Annotated in this window: 20 protein-coding genes; 4 read left to right on the forward strand and 16 right to left on the reverse strand. The window is 54.3% G+C overall.

Annotated elements, in window-relative coordinates:
* Positions 1-10 precede the first annotated feature (10 nt).
* The 4 genes from QN359_RS00745 to QN359_RS00760 form a co-directional block, all read right to left on the reverse strand.
* Positions 11-670: an amino acid ABC transporter permease gene (locus tag QN359_RS00745; RefSeq protein WP_322249351.1), complete on the reverse strand. Its 660-nt coding sequence runs from the start codon at positions 668-670 to the stop codon at positions 11-13.
* Positions 671-736: 66 nt separating this feature from the next.
* Positions 737-1,546: a transporter substrate-binding domain-containing protein gene (locus QN359_RS00750; RefSeq protein ID WP_322251016.1), complete on the reverse strand. Its 810-nt coding sequence runs from the start codon at positions 1,544-1,546 to the stop codon at positions 737-739.
* 130 nt (positions 1,547-1,676) lie between these two features.
* Positions 1,677-2,069, reverse strand: a complete 393-nt coding sequence (locus QN359_RS00755) for a hypothetical protein (protein ID WP_322249352.1) — start codon at positions 2,067-2,069, stop codon at positions 1,677-1,679.
* Between the two features lie 158 nt (positions 2,070-2,227).
* Positions 2,228-3,934, reverse strand: a complete 1,707-nt coding sequence (locus tag QN359_RS00760) for a peptide chain release factor 3 (RefSeq protein ID WP_322249353.1) — start codon at positions 3,932-3,934, stop codon at positions 2,228-2,230.
* Positions 3,935-4,172: 238 nt separating this feature from the next.
* On the opposite strand from QN359_RS00760, the gene QN359_RS00765 reads away from it, so the two are divergent.
* Both QN359_RS00765 and sppA read left to right on the forward strand, forming a co-directional pair.
* Positions 4,173-5,186, forward strand: a complete 1,014-nt coding sequence (locus QN359_RS00765) for a S1/P1 nuclease (RefSeq protein ID WP_322249354.1) — start codon at positions 4,173-4,175, stop codon at positions 5,184-5,186.
* Positions 5,187-5,213: 27 nt separating this feature from the next.
* Positions 5,214-7,070, forward strand: coding sequence for a signal peptide peptidase SppA (gene sppA, locus QN359_RS00770; RefSeq protein ID WP_322249355.1), 1,857 nt, complete (start codon positions 5,214-5,216; stop codon positions 7,068-7,070).
* 95 nt (positions 7,071-7,165) lie between these two features.
* Here the strand turns inward: sppA and QN359_RS00775 are convergent, their stop codons facing one another.
* The 8 genes from QN359_RS00775 to QN359_RS00810 all read right to left on the reverse strand — a co-directional run bounded on the left by QN359_RS00775 (position 7,166) and on the right by QN359_RS00810 (position 15,477).
* The gene (locus tag QN359_RS00775) at positions 7,166-7,939 is read right to left on the reverse strand and encodes a serine hydrolase (RefSeq protein WP_369124401.1); all 774 of its coding nucleotides are present in this window, start codon (positions 7,937-7,939) and stop codon (positions 7,166-7,168) included.
* A 234-nt stretch (positions 7,940-8,173) separates the two neighbouring features.
* Positions 8,174-8,704: a peptidoglycan-associated lipoprotein Pal gene (gene pal, locus QN359_RS00780; protein WP_322249357.1), complete on the reverse strand. Its 531-nt coding sequence runs from the start codon at positions 8,702-8,704 to the stop codon at positions 8,174-8,176.
* A gap of 169 nt (positions 8,705-8,873) precedes the next feature.
* Positions 8,874-10,181: an ATP-binding protein gene (locus QN359_RS00785; RefSeq protein ID WP_322249358.1), complete on the reverse strand. Its 1,308-nt coding sequence runs from the start codon at positions 10,179-10,181 to the stop codon at positions 8,874-8,876.
* Complete coding sequence (locus QN359_RS00790; protein WP_322249359.1) at positions 10,178-10,840, reverse strand: response regulator; 663 nt, start codon at positions 10,838-10,840, stop codon at positions 10,178-10,180. Before QN359_RS00790 ends, QN359_RS00785 begins: the two co-directional genes overlap by 4 nt.
* A 75-nt stretch (positions 10,841-10,915) precedes the next feature.
* Complete coding sequence (locus tag QN359_RS00795; RefSeq protein ID WP_322249360.1) at positions 10,916-12,616, reverse strand: long-chain fatty acid--CoA ligase; 1,701 nt, start codon at positions 12,614-12,616, stop codon at positions 10,916-10,918.
* A 131-nt stretch (positions 12,617-12,747) separates the two neighbouring features.
* Entirely contained in the window at positions 12,748-13,974 is a 1,227-nt protein-coding gene (locus tag QN359_RS00800) for an acyl-CoA dehydrogenase family protein (RefSeq protein WP_322249361.1), read from the reverse strand.
* A 24-nt stretch (positions 13,975-13,998) separates the two neighbouring features.
* Positions 13,999-14,766: an SDR family oxidoreductase gene (locus QN359_RS00805; protein WP_322249362.1), complete on the reverse strand. Its 768-nt coding sequence runs from the start codon at positions 14,764-14,766 to the stop codon at positions 13,999-14,001.
* A 6-nt stretch (positions 14,767-14,772) separates the two neighbouring features.
* A complete protein-coding gene (locus QN359_RS00810; RefSeq protein ID WP_322249363.1) occupies positions 14,773-15,477 on the reverse strand; it encodes a histidine phosphatase family protein in 705 nt (234 codons plus the stop codon).
* A gap of 95 nt (positions 15,478-15,572) precedes the next feature.
* On the opposite strand from QN359_RS00810, the gene QN359_RS00815 reads away from it, so the two are divergent.
* A complete protein-coding gene (locus QN359_RS00815) occupies positions 15,573-16,472 on the forward strand; it encodes a LysR family transcriptional regulator (RefSeq protein ID WP_322249364.1) in 900 nt (299 codons plus the stop codon).
* A 16-nt stretch (positions 16,473-16,488) separates the two neighbouring features.
* Here QN359_RS00815 and QN359_RS00820 read toward each other — a convergent pair whose 3' ends face one another.
* Positions 16,489-16,827, reverse strand: a complete 339-nt coding sequence (locus tag QN359_RS00820; RefSeq protein WP_322249365.1) for a DUF3579 domain-containing protein — start codon at positions 16,825-16,827, stop codon at positions 16,489-16,491.
* A 286-nt stretch (positions 16,828-17,113) separates the two neighbouring features.
* On the opposite strand from QN359_RS00820, the gene QN359_RS00825 reads away from it, so the two are divergent.
* Complete coding sequence (locus QN359_RS00825) at positions 17,114-17,764, forward strand: coiled-coil domain-containing protein (RefSeq protein WP_322249366.1); 651 nt, start codon at positions 17,114-17,116, stop codon at positions 17,762-17,764.
* Positions 17,765-17,806: 42 nt separating this feature from the next.
* Here QN359_RS00825 and QN359_RS00830 read toward each other — a convergent pair whose 3' ends face one another.
* The 3 genes from QN359_RS00830 to rplS all read right to left on the reverse strand — a co-directional run bounded on the left by QN359_RS00830 (position 17,807) and on the right by rplS (position 20,047).
* A complete protein-coding gene (locus tag QN359_RS00830) occupies positions 17,807-18,757 on the reverse strand; it encodes a CobD/CbiB family protein (RefSeq protein ID WP_322249367.1) in 951 nt (316 codons plus the stop codon).
* Positions 18,758-18,918: 161 nt separating this feature from the next.
* Positions 18,919-19,584: a CoA pyrophosphatase gene (locus QN359_RS00835; RefSeq protein ID WP_322249368.1), complete on the reverse strand. Its 666-nt coding sequence runs from the start codon at positions 19,582-19,584 to the stop codon at positions 18,919-18,921.
* Positions 19,585-19,663: 79 nt separating this feature from the next.
* Positions 19,664-20,047 (reverse strand): 50S ribosomal protein L19, encoded by a 384-nt coding sequence (gene rplS, locus QN359_RS00840; RefSeq protein ID WP_322249369.1) that lies wholly within the window; start codon positions 20,045-20,047, stop codon positions 19,664-19,666.
* Positions 20,048-20,182: the final 135 nt, after the last annotated feature.

Genomic DNA, 20,182 nt, shown 5'->3' on the forward strand with positions numbered 1-20,182 from the left:
AGCGCTGGCTTCACCGATGCGCGTTCTGCAAACGACGCTCGAGTGCGCGCTGCAGCATTTCAAAGCACCAGCTCAGTAACCAATATACCGCTGCTGCCGCGACATACAAGGGCAACGGCCGAAAGCTGCTGGCAATCGCCACCTTGGTAGCTAACATCAGCTCAGTGACGGTAATGACCGAGACCAGCGAGGTATCCTTGATCAAGCTGATCAAGGTATTGCTCAGTGATGGCACGGCAATCCGTAAGGCTTGCGGAAAAATCACCGCCATCAGAGTTTGACGCCAATTCAGACCGAGACTCAGCCCAGCTTCCCATTGACCGCTGCTGACGGCGGCAATCGCACCGCGTAAGCTTTCCGATAAATAGGCAGCGGCATTCAAGCTCAGTGCCAAAATCCCGGCCACGGTCGCCGACAATTCCAAACCGATCGCCGGCAAGCCGTAATAAATCAAAAATATCTGCACCAACAATGGCGTGCCACGCATCAGGCTGACATACAGCGCGGCCGGCAGTCGCACCAAGCGCCACGCGGACAAGCGCGCCAGCGCCAGCAATAAACCGAGCAGCAAACCGCCGCACATAGAGCTGAGTGCAAACAACAGCGTATTGCCCAAGCCGGCCAACATCTGCGGCGCGGCCGCTTGCAATAATTCGAAGCAATCGTTCATTTTCATCCCAAAAAAAATCCCCGCACTGCGGGGAAACTGTTATACCACGCGCCGTCAGGCGCTGCTTCATTGTGCCGCAGGTGCCTTACTGACATCGCGTCCGAACCATTTGATCGATGCCTGTGCGAGGCTACCATCTTTGCTGATGGCCGCCAATGCCTGGTTGAGCGCCGCCGCGAATTTCGGATTACCTTTCACAAAAGGAATACCATTGCTGGTCACTTCACCGATGGCGGCACCGGCTTTAATTGGCAGTGGCGAATTTTTCAATAAATATGCCACCATCAAACTGTCATTGAGTGCGGCATCAATACGTCCAGCAGCCAGATCCTGCAGATATTCGGGTGCACCCGGATAACTCTTGACGTCGATACCGGCACTGGCCTTGGCACGTTCTTCATAGTTACTGCCCTGTGCCACGCCGAGCTTCTTGCCCTTCAAATCGACCAAGCTGGTAAAGCTGCGCTGTTCATCTTTGCGTACCACCAGTTGTGCCGCCGACAAGGTATACGGAGTAGAAAAGTCAAAACTCTCGGCGCGCTTAGGCGTGATGCCGACTTGATTGACGATGACATCGAACTTCCCAGCCGACAAGCCGGCCAAAATACCGCTCCATTCTATGGTGACGAATTCGGCTTTGACACCGAGCTTAGCGGCCAACAAGCGTGCCACATCGACATCAAAACCCGATAAAGCATGCGTCTTTTGATCGGTAAAATTAAACGGTGGATAGGTACCCTCTACCGCGATCTTCAAACTGCCGCGCGCATGCACGGTATCGAGTAAATCGGCGGCACTGGCGTGGCTGCTCGCCAACACTAAGCCGAGCGCCAACAGGGAAGCCGATACGGCCGAGCGAATAAATGAAACAGGCATGGTTTTTTCTCCGAGAATGCGGGTGCCACCGACAGGGGGTAGCAGAGCATCCATCATAGTCCGTGCCACACTGAGCGACAAAGAAGTATTTCTTATTTGCATATGCTGCCTGCGGCAGCACGCTGCGCATCTATTTCAGCGGCGTGAAAATCGCAGTCCCGTCGGCAACGCTGACGCGCGCCTGATGGCGCCGAGCCAATTCTTTGAATTCAGGATTGCTGAACAAGGCTTCCCAATCACCGAGCTTGAACCAGCGCGTTACATGGACATGGCTGGGCGTATTGGCAGGATTATTATTTTCCATCAGCACGGCATCGATCAGGCCCGGTTGCCGGGCTACGAATGCCGCAATGTCGCGCATCGCGGCGACAGACTCGGCGCGTGAACTTCCCTTGGCACTGAGCGGAATGACAATTGTGATACCGGCCACGGCATGCGCCGCCGGCACCTGCGCGTGCGCGGTCGGCAGCAGCATGATCAACACCAGCGCGGCAAGATGGAACAGTTGACGATAAGACTTCATGATTTTCCTCGATTACCCACGGCAAGCGTGCTTAGCTTTGCAGTCTAGAACAAGACACAGAATTTGTAAGTAGGAAAAATCTGAAGTTAAAAAAACCGGCTCGCGCAATCTCTCGCCGAACCGGTCAAATTTCTTTGCTGCCGTCGCCAGCGTCACACTCAACTCAATTTGGCCGCATGCTCGCGGGTGGCATGGAAAGCGATGCCAGGCCAGCGTTCTTGTGTCAATTTTAAATTCACGCCCGAGGTCGCTAAATAGGCCATATTCCCGGCCGCATCGTAGGCGATATTGACGCCGGCACCGGAGCGTTCAAAATCGGCCAACATTTTTTTATCGTCGCAGGTAATCCAGCGGGCGCTGCTGATACTGGTGCCCTCGAATACGGCATCGACGCCATATTCATTTTTAAGGCGACTGGCGACGACTTCAAACTGCAACACCCCGACGGCACCGAGCACCAAATCACTGCTCACCACGGGTTTGAATACCTGTACTGCACCTTCTTCACCTAATTGTTGCAAACCCTTTTGCAGTTGCTTGATTTTGAGTGGGTTGAGAATCCGTGCCGTGCGGAAAAAATCGGGGGCGAAATACGGAATGCCGGTGAATTGTAGTAATTCGCCTTCAGAAAAACTGTCGCCGATCTGCATATTGCCATGATTAGGCAAACCGATGATGTCGCCGGCATACGCTTCTTCCACTTGCTCGCGCGATGAGGCCATGAAGGTCACCACCGAGGAGACTTTGATCTCGCGATTGAGACGCAAATGCTTGAGTTTCATGCCGCGCTCGAAGCGACCGGAACAGACGCGCAGAAACGCGATACGATCGCGATGGGCCGGATCCATATTGGCTTGAATCTTGAAAACAAAACCGGAGAACGGGGCTTCGCCGGCTTCCACCGTGCGTATCGTGGCATCACGGCCGCATGGTGGCGGTGCCCAGTCGAGCAAGGCGTTGAGAATTTCGCGCACGCCGAAGTTATTGATAGCCGAGCCGAAAAACACCGGCGTCTGCACGCCGGCGAGGAAATCTTCGAGTGAAAACGGATGCGAGGCACCGTGTACCAACTCGACTTCCATTTTCAGTTGTTCGATTTCGAGCGGGAACATGGCAGCCAAACGCGGATTATTGATGCCTTCGATGACTTCAAATTCTTGGTCAGCCCGTTCACTGCCCGGAGTAAACAGTAAAATTTGATCTTTCAGGATGTGATACACGCCACGGAAAGTTTTACCCATACCGATGGGCCAAGTAACCGGCGCACATTTTATCTTCAGTACCGATTCCAATTCGTCGAGCAATTCCAGCGGATCGCGGGTTTCGCGATCCATCTTGTTGACGAAGGTAATGATGGGCGTATTGCGCATGCGGCAGACATTGAGCAACTTCAAGGTCTGCTCTTCCACGCCCTTGGCAGCATCGATCACCATCAGTGCCGAATCGACGGCAGTCAGCACCCGATACGTATCTTCAGAAAAATCCTGATGCCCCGGAGTATCGAGCAAATTGACGACGTGACCGCGGTATTCGAACTGCATCACCGACGAAGCGACCGAAATACCACGCTGCTTTTCAATTTCCATCCAATCCGAGGTGGCATGGCGGCCGCTCTTACGCGCCTTGACCGTGCCGGCCAATTGAATCGCACCGGAAAACATCAACAGTTTTTCCGTCAGCGTGGTTTTACCGGCATCGGGATGGGAAATAATGCCGAAAGTGCGACGACGCGCCACTTCGCGGCGAATCAGCTCACTATGCTGCGCATTGCCGGCAGCGCTGGCGGAATCGTTGACTGATGCATTGACTGACTCAGAATCTGACTCAGATGCTGCTGCCGGGCTCAGGCCTGACGTGGGGTTCATGGTGTTCATTACAGATGCCGCAAAAATAGGGGGAAAATCCCGCAAGTTTAGCCGGTATTGGCACACAAGTCGACTCTCCACTTGCTGCGGCCGTCTGTTGCTGCGGCAATTTTCCGCACCACGCACATATGCTGGTAATATTTACAAGATATTCTTTCCTTCAAGTTTTTCACTCGCGTGCTCGCGCCATCACCACCCCTGGCCGGAGTGCGAATTTTTCCCTCCTTGATCAAGACTTATGCAAAAAATTATCCTTTACGTACTATTCTTCGCCTGCAGCGCATTGCCACAACTCAGCCATGCTTGGGGGGCGGACGGCCATCAAAGCGTGGCAGCGATCGCCGACGCCTTGTTACTCGATACGCCGGCTGGCCGCCACGTCAGCAATTTGCTGGCTGAACGCAAGCTCGAACAGGTCGCCGTCTGGGCTGATTGTGTCAAAGGCATCGCCCCGGCCCAAGACTACCGCTATACCAGCGCCGGTCGCTACCCCGAGTGCGCGGCGTTTGAAAATCCGGCTGATATTGCCGCGATGGCAGACTATGTGCGTCGCAACGATACAAATTGCCAACCAGCAAGTGGGGAAGAAAGCTGCCATAAGCAATACCACTATGCCGATATCAGCATCGAACATGAACATTATGAAAACCACTACGTCGGTGCCAGCGACCATGACATCGTCCACGCCATCGAAGCCGCCATCCTGGTCTTGCAAGGACAGCCGGCAGCGCCACCGTTTGCCTTCAAAGACCCCAGCGAGGCACTGATACTGCTCAGTCACTATGTCGGCGATTTGCACCAGCCTTTGCATGTCGGCTCGGTTTTCCTCGACCAAAGCGGTGCGATCATCGCCCCCGATGACAACATCCACGATGCCAACAACAATACCGTCGGCGGCAATGCACTACAATGCCCCTGCGGCAATTTGCATGCCTTGTGGGATGATTTGCCGCCGCAGTTAAAACGTGGCCAGATGAACCGAGCACTGATCACGGCAGCAAAAAAAATACCGCTGCATACGGCAAGCGCGGCACAATTACCGCGTCTGTGGGCCGATGAGGCCCTACACGATGCGCGCACGGTATTTGGCGGTACCCAATTCAGTCCGCGCAGTACTTCGCTAAACGGCAACAACTGGTCCATCGCTTTACCGTTAGAATATGAGAAGTCCATGCTCATCCTCAAACAAGACGCGCTGGCGCGCGCCGGCGCACATTTGGCGCAATTGCTGGCGGCCATCTGGCCTGAATGAATTTCTAGACATAAAGGATACGTTTTCATGAATTTTCCTCCATTTCGTTGGATAGCCAAGGGCCTCTCTTGGCTCTGGCGTGCGCTCGACGTCAGTCGCCGCATCCTGCTCAATCTGTTGGTATTAGCGTTATTGATCGCCATCGCCATCGCCTTACTCGGCGGTGGCAGCAAAAAACTCGAAGAAAAGACCATCCTCATTCTCGACCTCAAGGGTGCCTTGGTAGAGCAGCATTCCGGCAGCACGCGCGATGTCTTATTGGCTGAAGCACAAGGCACAGCCAAAAAAACCATACAGTTGCGTGACATCTTGACCGTATTGGAAAGCGCCGCCAGCGATAATAAAATCAGCGGCGTGGTTCTGCTGCTCGACGATATGGGTAATGCGGGTTTGCCGATTCTGCGCGAAACCGGCGCGGCGCTTGAGCGCTTCAAAAAGAGTGGCAAAACCGTGGTCGCTTGGGGCTCGAGCTACGATCAACGTCAGTATTTTTTAGCGGCCCATGCCAATGAAATTTACTTACACCCTATGGGTGCCGTGTTTTTGAGCGGCTTTGGTAAATACCGCAATTACTACCACGATGCACTCGATAAAGTCGGCATCACGGTCAACCTGCTCAAAGTCGGCACCTACAAAAGCTTCGCCGAACCCTACATCGCCAACGCCCCGTCGCCCGCTGCCAGTGAAGCGGAAAGTTTTCTCTACAATGCGATGTGGAAAACTTACACCAGCAATGTCGAACAGGCGCGCAAACTGCCAGCCGGCAGCATCATGCATTACATCGACGAAGCCCCGGAATTATTGACTGCCGCCGGCGACGATGCCGGTAAAATGGCACTCAATCTCAAATTAATCGATGCCCTCAAAACCCGCGATGAACTGCGTGCCATGATGCTCAAGCACGCCGGCAAAGATGAAGAAAACCACACCTTCCGCCAAATCACCTTTGATGACTATCTGGCGCGACAAAAACCGAAATTGATCGGCCCGGCCATCGGCGTCATCGTCGCCTCCGGCGAAATCAGCGACGGCATGGCTCCGCCAGGTGCCATCGGTGGTCTCTCGACGGCCAACCTGATCCGTAAAGCACGCGAAGATGCCAATATCAAAGCATTGGTGCTGCGCATCGACTCACCCGGCGGCAGTGCCTTCGGTTCCGAATTGATACGGCGCGAACTTGAATTGACGCGCGCCGCCGGCAAACCGGTGGTGGTCTCGATGGGGAATCTGGCCGCTTCCGGCGGTTACTGGATTTCCATGGCGTCCGATGAAGTCATCGCGGATGAAGCCAGCATCACCGGCTCGATCGGCGTGTTCGCCATCTTGCCGACAGCTGACAAAGCCATCGACAAGCTCGGCATCCACACGGCCGGCACCACCACGACCTGGTTGGCCGATCCATTTAATCCGCTGCGACCGCTCAACCCGCGCTTCGCCCAACTGATACAGGGCAGCATCAACCACATCTATGCCGACTTTACCGGCAAAGCCGCGCTGGCACGTAAAACAACGCCAGCAAAAATTGATGCGGTAGCCCAAGGTCGCGTATGGACCGGTGCCCAAGCACGCGAACGCGGACTGGTCGACACCGTAGGCAGCTATGGCGACGCTCTGAAATCGGCCGCTCTGCGTGCCAAAATCGGCGACAATTACCGGGTCAGCTATATCGAACAAGATTTGTCGAAATTTGATCGTCTGTTCGATTTGATCGGCGCGCGCGCCGCCGGCGTGCTGGAACAGCAATTCAAACTGACACTGATACCGAGCGGCATCCCACCAGCTGCGGCGGCCCAGATCGGGGCCGACTTCCTGTGGTTGGCGGATTTGAATAAAGATGGCAAGGGTTATATGGCCATCACCCACTGTCTGTGCACGGCACCATAGCAATCGTAAACCATCGCTGGCAATGAAAACGGGCGCTGACTGTGAAGTCAACGCCCGTTTTTTTTCAGCGCAAGCGCAGAGTGAATCGAAGCCGATCAGGTGGCGCGCCCGCGTTTTTGCGCGCGCGCAGCGACGCTACCGCCTTGCGCCAGCAAATGGCGGATATTTTTGGCATCGGCAAAACGCGAAGAACTCGCCGTGGCATGCAACAGCACCAGCGTGGCTTTCTTGTCAGCCAGCTGGATGCGCATGATCAAACAACTCCCGGCCTCATTGGTGAACCCGGTCTTGGACAATAAAATATCCCAGCCCTTGCTACCAACTAAGCGGTTAGTGTTGTGAAACAAACGCATGCGCCCTTTGATGGCGATCGTGTCGGAACTATCGGTCGTTATGTCGGTGATAGCAGGATAATGCGACGCTGCGACGGCCATCTTGACCAAATCGTTGGCCGTTGAAGTATTCTCGGGCGACAAGCCGGTTGGTTCTTTCATCACTGTGCTGCTCATGCCCAGCGCCTTTATTTTTACATTCACGGCTTTTTCAAAGGCCGCGTTCCCGCCCGGATAAGTGCGCGCCAAGGCCGCGGCGGCACGATTATCCGACGACATCAAGGCCAATTGCAAAACTTCACGGCGCGCCAGCGTGGTACCGACCGGCACATGGGAAGCGCTGTGTTTGAGCACATCGAGGTCGGCCGTTTCTATGCAAATTTTTTCTCCCATGTCCGGACGACCATCAAGCACGACCATCGCCGTCATCAATTTGGTCAACGAGGCGATGGGCACGACCGTGCCGGCATTTTTTTCAAATAAAATCTTGCCACTGCCATCTTCGACGATGATGGCATTTTGCGAATTAACTTGCACGGCACATGCCGGAAAAATAGGGGAAAGAGCGAATAACAGAATGAAACGTTTAAGCATAAGGCGACGACCCGGTACAGTGAGAGCGAAAAGTCGCTCAGTATTCTCGCTTTGCAGCGTGCTTGTCAAGCGCCGCAAGGATTAAATCCGTGCGGCAATTGTTCACAGCGATGTAATCGGCGCGGTTAAAAGTATTCCGGGCCGCTCAGCGGCCCGGAATCAAACCGCTGCTGCGGTTTACTTCTGTGAGTAGACGATATCAGCGCGACGATTTTCGCTCCAAGCCGCTTCATCGTTGCCACTGGCTTTAGGTTTTTCCTTACCCAAGGAAACCGCTTCCATCTGCGCTTCCGGTGTGCCCGACAAAGCCATTGCTTTGCGCACGGCTTCAGCACGTTTCTGGCCCAGCGCCAGATTGTACTCACTGCCACCGCGTTCATCGGTGTTTCCTTGGATCAGAATTTTCTTGCCGCTGGCTTTACTCAAATATTGTGCGTGGGCGCTGATGACCGGGGTAAATTCAGACTTGACTGCATACTTATCAAAATCAAAATAGATGCTGCGCTTGGCCAGCACACTGCTAGGGTCATTGAGCGGATCGACGCTCGGTGCCACCACGGCCGCAACGGCACGGGTATCGGCCGGCGCTGCTTGAACCGGCGTCGCGACGACCGGCTTCTCGGCCAGCTTGACCGGTGAGCTACAAGCTGCCAGAACAGTGGCGGCGGCAAGAGTGGCGAGACGGCGGAATGGAATGGTGGCGTACATGATGGTCCTGTGAGATGGATATAGCGTGAAATAGCGAGGAAATACAAAGGCGCCGGCAAACACACGCGAGCGCTGAATCTAAAACCTTGCCATAGTGCACTACTATACTTAGGTGTAACTTAAGAAAACAGCATGAATGCAGAAAATAGCCGTAAACAAAGCGGCTTACTCAAGATTGCGGCGAAAAAAACAGCCGCACGGCCAAGCCACCCAAGCTTGCCTCGCCCAGCGTAATGTTGGCATGATGCCGCTCAGCGATGGCTTTGACGATGGCCAAGCCCAAACCGCTGCCGCTGACGCTGGTGCCGGGCACGCGATAAAAGCGATCGAAAATCCGGCTGCGCTCGGCCGCCGCAATACCGGCACCACTGTCTTCGACCACGAGCAAGATACCTGCCGGTGTACGCGTCAATGCCAGCGTGACTTGGCCGTGTGCGGGAATATAGCGAATCGCATTGTCGAGTAAATTGCGGATCATGACGCGCAGACTTTCGCTCTCGCCGGCGATGAACAAATCAGGCTCAAGCTGACTATGCACATCGATCTGCCGACTGCCGGCCAACACGAGTACATCATTGAGCGCTTGTTCGGCGCAAGCACTGAGTGAACAATGCAGGGGTAATGGCGTCGACGATGGATCCTGACGCGCCAGCGCCAGCAACTGCTCGACCAAATGGCCGGCGCGATCGACCCCACCCAATAGCCGGCGCACCGCTTGCTCATGGCTGACTTCATCGCGTGCACGTCCGAGGTTTTGCACTTGCAAACGCACGGCCGTAATCGGTGAGCGTAATTCATGCGCGGCATCGGCGACGAAACGCTGCTGCGACTGCAAGGCGCGGCCCATGCGTAACAGCAGTGAATTCAATTCCGTCACTAACAGCGAGACTTCTTGCGGCACTCCGGCATCCGACACGGTAGCCACCGAATCGGTACTGCGTTGCGCCAGCTCCTTGCCTATCCGTGTCAGCGGCGCGAGCGCGATACTGATCGCCCACCAAGCAACAGCAAACAACAACAGCGCCACCGGCACAATCGGCATAACCGAACTCATGGCCATGCTGATGGCACGCTGGCGGCGCGCACTGGTTTTTTGCGCCACTTGGATCACGCGGCCTTGCGCTTGGGCGGCGTAGATACGCCACTCGCCGTTATCGAGCACGGTATTGGAATAACCGAGTACCGCTTGCTGCGGCAACACCCGGTACTGGCGCGATTGGTACACCTGTGCGCCGTCGGCACTCCACACTTGTACGACAAAATCAAAATTATTACTTTCGATGCCGGGTACCGTGCGCCAGTTGAGCTGCTGGAAATCACCGTCTTGTAAAGCCAGCGCCATTTGCTGCATATGAAAATCAAACAATTTGTTGGCTTCGCGCACGATCACCTGAAACGAACTGGCAAACTGCAAGGCTGCAGTCAGCGCCATGGCCAAACCAAACAACACGATCATTTGCACACGTAAGGATTTCATGGATTTTTTTCCACCATGTAACCGACTCCGCGCACATTGACGATGAATTTCTGGCCCAATTTTTTGCGCAAGCCATGGATATACACTTCGATGGCATTGCTTTCGATATCGGTGGCACCGCCAAACAGGTATTCTTCCAGTTGGCCGCGCGAGAGAATCGCACCGGGCCTGGCAATGAGCGCATCGACAATCGCCCATTCGCGCGCCGATAAAATCACCGTCTCGGCATGCCGACTGACTTGGCGCGTGCGTGCCTTAATGCTGACCTCGCCATGGCGATACACATCATCGATACGGCCGCAAGCACGCCGTACCAACGCATGCATGCGGGCGATCAGTTCATCGAGGTCGAAGGGTTTGATCAGATAATCGTCGGCACCGGCATTGAGACCGGCCACCCGTTGTGGCACCGTGTCACGCGCCGTCATCAGCAAGACCGGCAAGCTGTCGCCACGCTTGCGCAACGCGCGCAGAATTTCCATGCCATCGCGTTGCGGCAGACTCAAGTCCAGCAACAGCACATCGTAGTCATGCAGTTGCAGCGCTTGTTCGGCATCGTCGCCGTTATTGATCCAGTCAACCAGATTAGCTTCGCTCTCGAGCGCAATCTGAATATTTTCACCGATCATGGGATCGTCTTCGACCAGCAGAATTTTCATATTGACGCCTATGCCCGGCAATGACGGACTACAGCGCCGCCTTCAGGCGCTATTGTAAGCCATACGGGAACGACTTCAGGCGGCGCTGCGCTTTTTCGCCTCTTCGTCGTACAACTCTTTCTTCGACAATTTGCCAACCGGTGTCTTCGGCAATTCGGCGCGAATTTCTATCGCCTGTGGCATTTCATGCTTGCCCAGTTTATCCTGCAAAAATGCTTTCAATTGCTCGAAACTCAAGTCACTCTGACCGGTCTTGAGTTTAATGAAAGCCTTCGCCGCTTGGCCGCGATAAGCGTCGGGAATACCGATGACGCTGACTTCCGCCACCGCCGGATGCTGGTAAATCGCTTCTTCGATATTGCGCGGATAAACGTTGTAACCACCCGATAAAATCATGTCCTTGGTACGATCGACGATGTAGACATAGCCGTCGCTATCCATGTAGCCAACGTCGCCGGTGCGGAAATAGCCATCGGCCGTGAAGGCACTTTGATTGGCTTCGGGTTTGTTCCAGTATCCGCGCATGACATTGGCCCCGGCCACACAAATTTCGCCGCGCTCGCCGGCGGCGACATACTGACCCGGGGCGTCCAAACTCTCGAATTTGAAATCGATGCCCGGTGTCGGCAAGCCGCATGAACCAGGTTTGCGCACGCCTCCGAGCGGGGTGAAGGTACCGGTGGGTGAGGTTTCAGTCATGCCCCAGCCTTCCAATAAATGACAACCGGTCAGTATTTGAAATTGCTGCAATACTTCGCCCGGCAAGGGTGCGCCGCCGGAATTACAAAATTTCAGCGCACTCAAATCGTAATGACCGATATCAGGGTAATGAATGATGGCCGTATACATGGTCGGTACACCGGGGAAGATAGTAATTTTTTTGTTGGTCAAATCCTTGACCACGGCATCAACATCGAAACGGCTGTGCAAAATAATTTCCGCACCCAAGCGTATGCCGAACAACATGTCGACAGTCAGCGCATAAATATGGAACAAGGGCAGCACTGCCAGCAAGCGTTCGCGCCCTTCCATCAGCACACGCGGTGTGACATTGGTGGTTTCCATGATTTGGCTGCATGCCGTGGTTAAGTTCGCATGCGTCAGCATGGCCCCTTTCGGCAAACCGGTGGTGCCGCCGGTGTACTGCAATACCGCGATTTGCTCGACCGTTTGCGCGCTGGCCAGCATTTGGTAAGCACCGTCGTTATCGATCAAGTCAGCAAACAAGACATGTTGTGCATCGCTCGGTATGCTGCACAGCTGACCGGCCTGGCTAAGGTGTGCATGCAGCGCCGCCGGTTGCGGCGACATTTCGGCCAGATTTCCGACGATCAGCTTTTGCAAGCGCGTGGTGCCGAGCATCTGCGCCATCTGCGGATAGAGCATGCTCATATCGAGCGTCACCAGAAAATCGGTATGACTGTCTTCGATTTTATGCTTGAGCACTTGTGCTGCATCGAGCGGCGAGTAATTGACGACAATGGCGCCGGCTTGCAGGATAGCGAAAAAACAAATCACATAGTGTGGTGTATTCGGAAGAAATAAGCCGACATGCATGCCCGGCTTAAGCCCGAGTCGCTGCAGACCGCAAGTCGCGCGATCGACCATATCCTGCAATTGGCGATAGCTGAGTCGCTGTCCCATGAATTCCAAGGCCGGTTGCAGCGGCCATTTGGCCACCGCATCGTGCAGCAATTGCGGCACGCTCGAAGTTGGCAAGTCGGCATCCCAGCGTACGCCGGCGGGGTAAGAGGTGGTCCATGGTGCAGTGCTCATTTTCAGTCTCCTCAATCGATCGTTGTTTCAAATGACTATCACATGCGACAAAAGCCGACACACAAGCAGGTCCCCCTGTTGTGTGCCGGCGCTGTCCTTACTGTCCTGACGGTTCTGAACATCGACGCCGTTTACTTCGCCGTCGCGTATTTTTTTAACTCCATCTTACCGATCTGATTGCGATGCACTTCATCAGGACCATCGGCCAGACGCAGGGTACGGGCTTGGGCGTAGGCATAGGCGAGACCGAAATCATCCGACACACCGCCACCACCATGCACCTGAATGGCCCAGTCGATCACTTGGCAAGCCATATTCGGTGCTGCCACTTTGATCATAGCGATCTCCTTGGCCGCCGCCTTGTTGCCGACCGTATCCATCATTTGCGCCGCATTCAATACCAGGAAGCGCGCCTGATCGATCAAAATGCGGGCATTGGCAATGCGCTCCAGCGTTACCCCTTGTTCGGCCACGCGCTTACCGAAGGCGACCCGGGTCAGCGAGCGCTTGCACATGTCTTCGAGCGCGCGTTCAGCCAAACCGATCAAGCGCATGCAATGGTGAATCCGGCCCGGACCGAGACGACCTTGGGCAATTTCAAAGCCGCGCCCTTCCCCCAGCAATATATTACTCAGCGGTACTCTTACGTTATCGAACAAGACTTCACCATGACCATGCGGCGCATCGTCGTAGCCGAACACCGGCAAGGCCCGCAGTATCGTCACGCCAGGCGTATCGCGCGGCACGATAATCATCGATTGCTGAGCATGGCGATTGACATTATCAGGATCGCTCTTACCCATGAAAATAAACAATTGGCAGCGCGGGTCATTGGCACCGGACGACCACCACTTGCGACCGTTGACCACATACTCATCGCCATCGCGACGTATTGAGGCTTCGATGTTGGTGGCATCGGAAGACGCAACGGCCGGTTCGGTCATCGCAAAACACGAGCGTATTTCGCCACGCAACAAGGGGGCCAACCATTGCTGCTGCTGGGCCGCGCTGCCGTAACGAGCCAATACTTCCATATTGCCGGTATCCGGCGCCGAACAATTGAACACTTCGGCCGACCACAAGGAGCGCCCCATGATTTCGCACAGCGGCGCGTATTCCAGATTCGTCAAACCGGCACCATGATCGGATTGCGGCAAGAACAAGTTCCACAAGCCGGCGTCACGTGCGCGGCGCTTCAGTTGTTCGACGATACGGGTCGGTATCCACGGGTTACCGGCTTGGCGATTGGCCGCGATTTCTGCATAGAAAACGGCTTCGTTAGGATAAATATGTTCGGCCATGAAAGCGCTCAAACTGTGTTGCAATTGCTGCACTTTATCGCTGTATTGAAAGTCCATGAAATGCTCCTTGAATGGTGAAACTTAGCTGACGAGATAGCCGCCGTCGACATTGATGCAAGCGCCGGTGGTATAACTTGAGGCTGGCGAGGCCAGATACAAAATGGTGCCAGCCATTTCTTCCGGCTCGGCGATACGCTGCAAAGGAATGCGCCGCAAGGCCCGCTCCAAAATCTCCGGATTATGAAACAAAGCCGAAGCAAACTTGGTATCAGTCGCACCCGGCAACAGCGCATTGACGCGCACGCCAAGCGCCGCGCATTCGAGCGCGAACGATTTGGTCATGGCAATCACGGCCGCTTTGGTAATTGAATAAATCCCTTGCATCGCGCCGGGCACGACGCCATTGACTGAGGCGACATTGATGATGCTGCCACCACCATGCAGGGCCATCAACTTGACGCCGGCCGTGGACATGAAAAAATAACCGCGGATGTTGACGTCGACCGTCTTTTGAAACGCACCGACATCGGTATCGGTGATATGACCGAAATGCGGATTGGTCGCGGCATTATTGACCAAGATATCGAGCCGACCATGCGTGGCCGTGATGCCGGCAAACAAGGCGTCGATCTGTGCCAACTCGCCGATATGACAAGCGCGTGCCTCGGCGCGGCCGCCGGCGGCGACGATTTCAGCCACCACCGCCGCACACGCTTCCTGCTTGCGGCTGGAGACGATCACATAGGCGCCCTGCGCGGCCAAAGTACGCGCCGCCGCCGCACCGATACCGCGACTGGCACCGGTCACGAGGGCGATTTTTCCAGTCAAATCAAAACTGTCGTTCATCATGCTGTCCTATACATAAGTAATGTTGCGTGAATCATTCAAGACTTCAAGATGAGAAAAATTATTCAAGCCGGCCAAACCCAGTCGTCCCGGTTGTACATGCAAACGCGTCACGCCACTATTGACCAGCGACCAGTTGAGTTCGGAAAATTTAGCGTCGGGAAAACCCAATACATGCTGGCACAAGGCAGAGATCGTGCCGCCGGAAGTAAAGATAGCGATATGTTTGGCATCGTCAGCAAGCGCCAACTGACGCGTTAAGGCAGCGATACAGCGCTGGCTGAACGCTGGCCACGTTTCACTGTAGTCGGCGGCATGCAAACCGGACATCCAACGCGTGATCGCGGCAGCAAAGATCGCTTGAAATTCCTGCTTGCCATTGACGGTATTGAGCAGAAAATGCTTGACTGCAGCCGGATCGTCGAAGGCTGGCATATGTCGCGCCAGCACCTCGTGGTGATTGTATTCGTTAAAACCGGCATCGGCAGCTTGCCAGCGACCTTGATCGCCAGCACCAAGTTCTGCCATGCAAGCCGCGGCAGTTTGTTGGTGCCGCATCATGGCACCGCAGATCACGCGATCCGGCACCAGTGCCCGAGCAGCCCACCAGCGTCCGAGGTGCTGCGCTTGTTGTAAGCCTAATGGTGACAATTGATCGTAATTTTGGCTGCCAAAGGAAGCCTGTCCATGACGCACGAGGTAAATCTGTGCCATTCCCGCTCCACTCAAATGAAATTACTGAGTCCTCAGTCTACGGCCGCGTCTATAATTGATCAAATGAATAGTTATTATCAAACATTATTAATCTCATGCATATATCACGCGTCGATTTGAATTTATTCATCGTCTTTGAGGCGATTTACAACGAAGGTACGGTCACGCGTGCGAGCATACAATTGAATTTGACGCAACCGGCCATCAGTCACGCTCTCAAACGCTTACGCACACTGTTCGACGACCCCTTGTTTGTGCGCCAAGGACAAATCATGGTCTCAACGCCACTGGCGCGCAGCATCATCGAACCGGTGCGGCAAGCGCTGCGCGGCTTGGAGATGACCCTGACCGATAGCGGAAAATTCAACCCCGCATTGGAAAACAAGCAATTTCATTTGGCATTGCGCGATGTACTGGAAGCAACAGTGCTGCCGCCATTGTTGGCGCAAGTCACGCGTACCGCCCCCGGTATCAATCTGGCAGCGATTCAGGTGGAACGGCGCGAACTTGTCAATGAATTGGCGGCCGGCACGCTCGATGTCGCCATCGACATGCTGCTGCCCTTGCCAAATCAAATACGACGCCAGCAAATCTCACGTGACACGACCGTGGTTTTGGCGCGCGCCGGCCATCCGCTGATCAGCGGCACACTCAGCCTCGAACAATATTTGGACGCCGAGCACATTCTCGCCAGTTCGCGCCGGAAAGGGATGGGCTTGGAAGATTTTGAATTGAGCCGGCTAGGCTTGCAAAGGCGTATACGCTTGCGCTGCCAACACTATTTTGCCGCTTGTCGCGTGGTCAGCCAGACTGAATTGCTGCTGACGATGCCTGAAGCCTATGCCAGAATAGCGAATGAACAATTCGGCAATCAGATTTTACCGCTGCCGTTGAGCATGCCCTCTTGGGATGTGTATTTGTACTGGCACCAAAATGTGACGCTCGACCCAGCCAATCTCTGGCTCAGGGAGCAGATCATGCAAGCATTTGCCTGATACCGGCAGAGTGTTGCTATGCTTTGGCCGGCGGCGGCTCGGGCAGCAGACAGGCATCGATGATTTGCAAATCATTATCTTTGGCAAAACTGAGGACAAAATGATAAGCCAATGGCTCAATTTCACGTATCGCCTCGTTAACTACCACCGAACGTATGCCATTCAACAGTATCGGTCGCACATACGGGGAATATTGCAGGTGTGAGTGACGCCCGCCATCAGGACTGAAACAGGACATGGCGCCGCACAGACGCTCCGCCCAATCGCTGGGGCGAAATGGCTTTCCATCGCTGGTGATACCTTGGATGAAAAACTCACGGACTGGTGGCAAGTGCGTTTTTTGGGAATCGGCCATGTGCTCGGCTAGTAGTGATGCTACATTGGAAAGAACGCCATATCATCATGTGACACGTCATTTCAGAATACATGGGTATTATATCTTATAGAAGACTGAGTTCGAAATCTTCGTATCAGATATATCCACATAGTCCAGCTAATATAGAGGATTTTCGCTGTGAGTAAAGCCCTCAATGTCGCGGCCTCAGGCGCTGATGGCAGCACGTTATTGCGAAAAAGCCGCTTGCTCATAAAGCAGACAAGTGGATAATTAAAAGATATGAACGTGCATGAGGAGTCCAATAATGAATGCCATCCCCTTCAATACCCTGCGCATGACTGAACAACTCGAAGCCGCCGGCGTGCCTCCACAGCAAGCAAAAGCACAGAGTAGTCTGTTGGCAGAAATCATGCAAGCTGAGCAAGCTGGTCTACGCGAACATATTTCCGATAAACAAGATATCAATGAAAAGCTGGTCAAAATGGATTGCAGCATTACTGCGCTGCGCACCGAAATTGGCATCAACATGGAAGCTTCCCAGCAAGAAATGAAATCAGATATGACAATCTTTCGTCACCAGATACGGGCTGACATGGATGCGTTTCGTCAAGAAATGCGGGCTGACATGGATGCGTTTCGTCAAGAAATGCGGGCCGAAATGGCTGCGTTTCAGCAAAAAATACATTCCGAAATGGAAGTATTCCGCCGGGAGATTCAAGCTGAAATGGCTGCATTTCAGCAAAAAATGCGGTCCGATATGGATGCATTTCGCCAAGAGATGCAAGCCGAGTTCGCTGCATTTCGGCAAGAGACGAAGTCTGACATTGCCAGACTTGAGCACGTACTACTGAGAAAAATAGCTAAAACTCAATCCGACAATATTCGCTGGATCGTTTCGGCAGGTATAGTCCAGAGCGCACTGATTACCGGCCTCATGCTCAAGCTGGCGCATTAAAGAAGCCCGGATTTAATCCGCGCTTCCTCAGGCCACGAACGCTCAGATCCAGACCGCAAACGACAATAACAGCAGCAACAGCATCCACAACAACAAGGCCCGCCAAACCAGCCCAACCGCGCTTTGCAGGGCGCGTGGTGAGGCTTCGGCACCGGGTTGGCTTTCCAGTTCCAGGCTATCCATGTCGACAGCACTGGCATCGGCTTGCAGTAACAAGGCTTTTTCTTCCGGCTCGCCAAGGCGCACGCCCAGCGCACCGCCACCGGCAGATAAGATGATACCGACAAGCTCATCGTGCCAGCGCTCGGCATAATTGCGCCAAGAGTACACGGCATCTTCAAAATTGCCGACCACGGCAAAGGCGGCGGCCGTCAAGCGTGCTGGCACCCAGTCTATCCAATAAAATACTTTTGTTGCATATATGCCAAATTCTTCATTTTTCATGTGCTCGGGTTCCGTCCAAGCACGCGCCAGGTATTCGGCGATACGGTACATGACCGCGCAGGCCGGACCAACCGGCATGAGAAACCAAAAAAACACACCGAACACATTACGGTGCGTGGCGATGAGTGCGCGCTCAATGGCCAGACGCGAAATTTCTGTCACGCTGAGCTCGCTCGTGTCGCTGTGGGTCCACTCGGCCAGGTAACGGCGCGCGGCGTCTTCATCGCCGGAACTAAGGGCCAGTTGTATCGAAGTGAAATAATGGCTGTAACGGCGAAAGCCCAGCGTCAAATACACGATGATGACATTCCAGGCAAAGGCGGCAAACGGGCTCAGACGCAGGCACAGCCAGTGTATCAATGCCGTCGGTACCATCAGCAAGGCCACCATGATCCACCAACCGAGACGTCCATGCTTAATCTTACCGGCATTGAACGAGCCTTCTATGCGCATGGCCAGATTTTGAATCTGCATGTAAATCGGATTATCCGCGCGCAAAGGCTTGAGCTGCTCAATGAGGAGGGCAAACAGGATGGAGATAAATGTCATGATGGCTGGGCTGGAGTCGCGGCAAACGACGGTTGTCTAAGAGTTTGCTAATGCGGCAAGTGTAAACCGATTTGCCCAGATTATGAAGCTTTGTTCCTCACTGGCATCAATGAAACACCGATTAAGCCGTGCAGCGCCACAGGTTTTGTGCGCATGCAGTTTTACGCGCGCAGAAAATGAAACAAATTGCGCAACATGGCGGCGGTCGCACCCCAAATAAAATGCTGCTGATACGGCATGGCATAAAACAAGCGCTCGCCACCGCCATCGGGCAAGTGAAACAAGCGACGTTGATGGTGGCGACCATCCATCAAATACGCCAGCGGCACTTCAAATACCGCCGCCACCTCCGCCGGATCGGATTGTAAATCGAAAGGCGGATGCACCAAAGATACCACCGGGGTGACCTGATAGCCGGTACCGGTGCGATGTAAAGGCAAGGCACCGAGGACTTCGATATGACGGCGATGCAAGCCGATTTCTTCTTCCGTTTCGCGCAGCGCGGTTTCAACCGGATCGATGTCACGCTCTTCAAAACGGCCACCAGGAAAGCTGATTTGGCCGGCATGGTGGTTCAAATGGGCCGAACGCTGAGTGAGCAAAACCGACAGACCCGCAGTGCGCAACACCAAGGGAATCAGAACCGAAGCCGGATGCAAGCCGCGCTCGGCCGCACGCTCTTCGACCACTGCTTCAGGCAGCCACAGTGGTGGCGCTGCGAAGCGCTGCTGCAGCCACTCTGGTGCCAAACGCTGCGGCGCAAGCGCAGCTTCACCGGCAACCGATGCAATAGCCAGCATTTCTGGGTTAAAAGTCAATATACTCACGAGACACCGATAAAAAATTCGATCAAAATGAAAAAAAGGGACGCCGAAGCATCCCTTTTTCATATCGCGCCAGCAGATATTACACTGCTTTTGCTGCCACAACTTTACGTGCTGGCAATTTTTCTTTGATACGCGCAGATTTGCCCGAACGTTCACGCAAGTAGTACAACTTGGCGCGACGAACGTCACCACGACGTTTCACTTCGATACCAGCGATCAGTGGAGAATACAATTGGAATGTACGCTCTACGCCTTCGCCTGAGGAAATCTTACGAACGATGAAGTTCGAATTGAGACCACGGTTACGACGGGAAATCACAACACCTTCGTAAGCCTGGGCGCGCTTGCGCGTACCTTCGACAACGTTGACGCTGACTATGACTGTATCGCCAGGGGCGAAAACTGGGATATTTTTACCCAGGCGAGCAATTTCTTCTTGCTCTAATTTTTGGATCAGATCCATTTTGACACTCCGATAACCATCTTGCCGACGCTGCAGAACAAGTCTGACTGTGCCCGGTAGAGGATGGGATTAAACATGCGCACCGAAGCGGTACGCGCCTTACATTCTTGACTGATACGGCCGCAAGAAAATGTA

This window comes from Undibacterium sp. 5I2, from assembly GCF_035019605.1.
In the GTDB taxonomy this organism is placed as follows: domain Bacteria; phylum Pseudomonadota; class Gammaproteobacteria; order Burkholderiales; family Burkholderiaceae_D; genus Undibacterium.